General features: G+C 63.4%; 1 protein-coding gene. It reads right to left on the minus strand.

What is annotated here, in order from left to right:
• Positions 1–468 (minus strand): hypothetical protein (locus ACU8YC_RS26165; protein WP_446896140.1); only part of this gene is annotated, 468 nt, incomplete at its 3' end.
• Between the last annotated feature and the right edge of the window lie 51 nt (positions 469–519).

The raw sequence follows: 519 nt of genomic DNA on the forward strand, positions 1-519 counted from the left end.
GATATTGCCGGTCTCGATCGAGCCGACCATCATCTTCAACGGCTGCTCGGCCTCTTCGGAGCTGGGCGTGATGTCGGCATGGCCGTGCAGCGCAGCGGCGAACAGCAGGTCCCAGGCCACGCCGGTACGTGCGGACTCCTCGCGCAGGGCAGTGAAATCGCGCATTTCCCCGGGCAGCTTGTCGATGCAGAGAATCGGCTTTAGCGAGCCGCCGCCGTTTTCCGCGATGTGCTGCCGTTCGGCCTCGGTGGCATCGGCAGGCAGTTCGGCGCTGACGAAGACGAACAGCAGGCGCTGCGGTTCACGCTCCTGGCGTGCGGCGCCGAGCAGTTGGTCGAAGGAGGTAGGCGTCATGGGCAGGGTTCCGGATAAGACTATCGCGTCACTCTCCACCCCTTGGGCGGCGCTGACCATATCCCCAAAGGCGTAAGTCGCCAGGCGGCAGGCATCATTCAATGCCTGCATCATGCTTTTCTTCGAGCCGCCAAGGCTCTAACGTCGGAGTAAACGAGGAACCCG

It is taken from the genome of Citrobacter sp. VF227 (genome assembly GCF_052950715.1).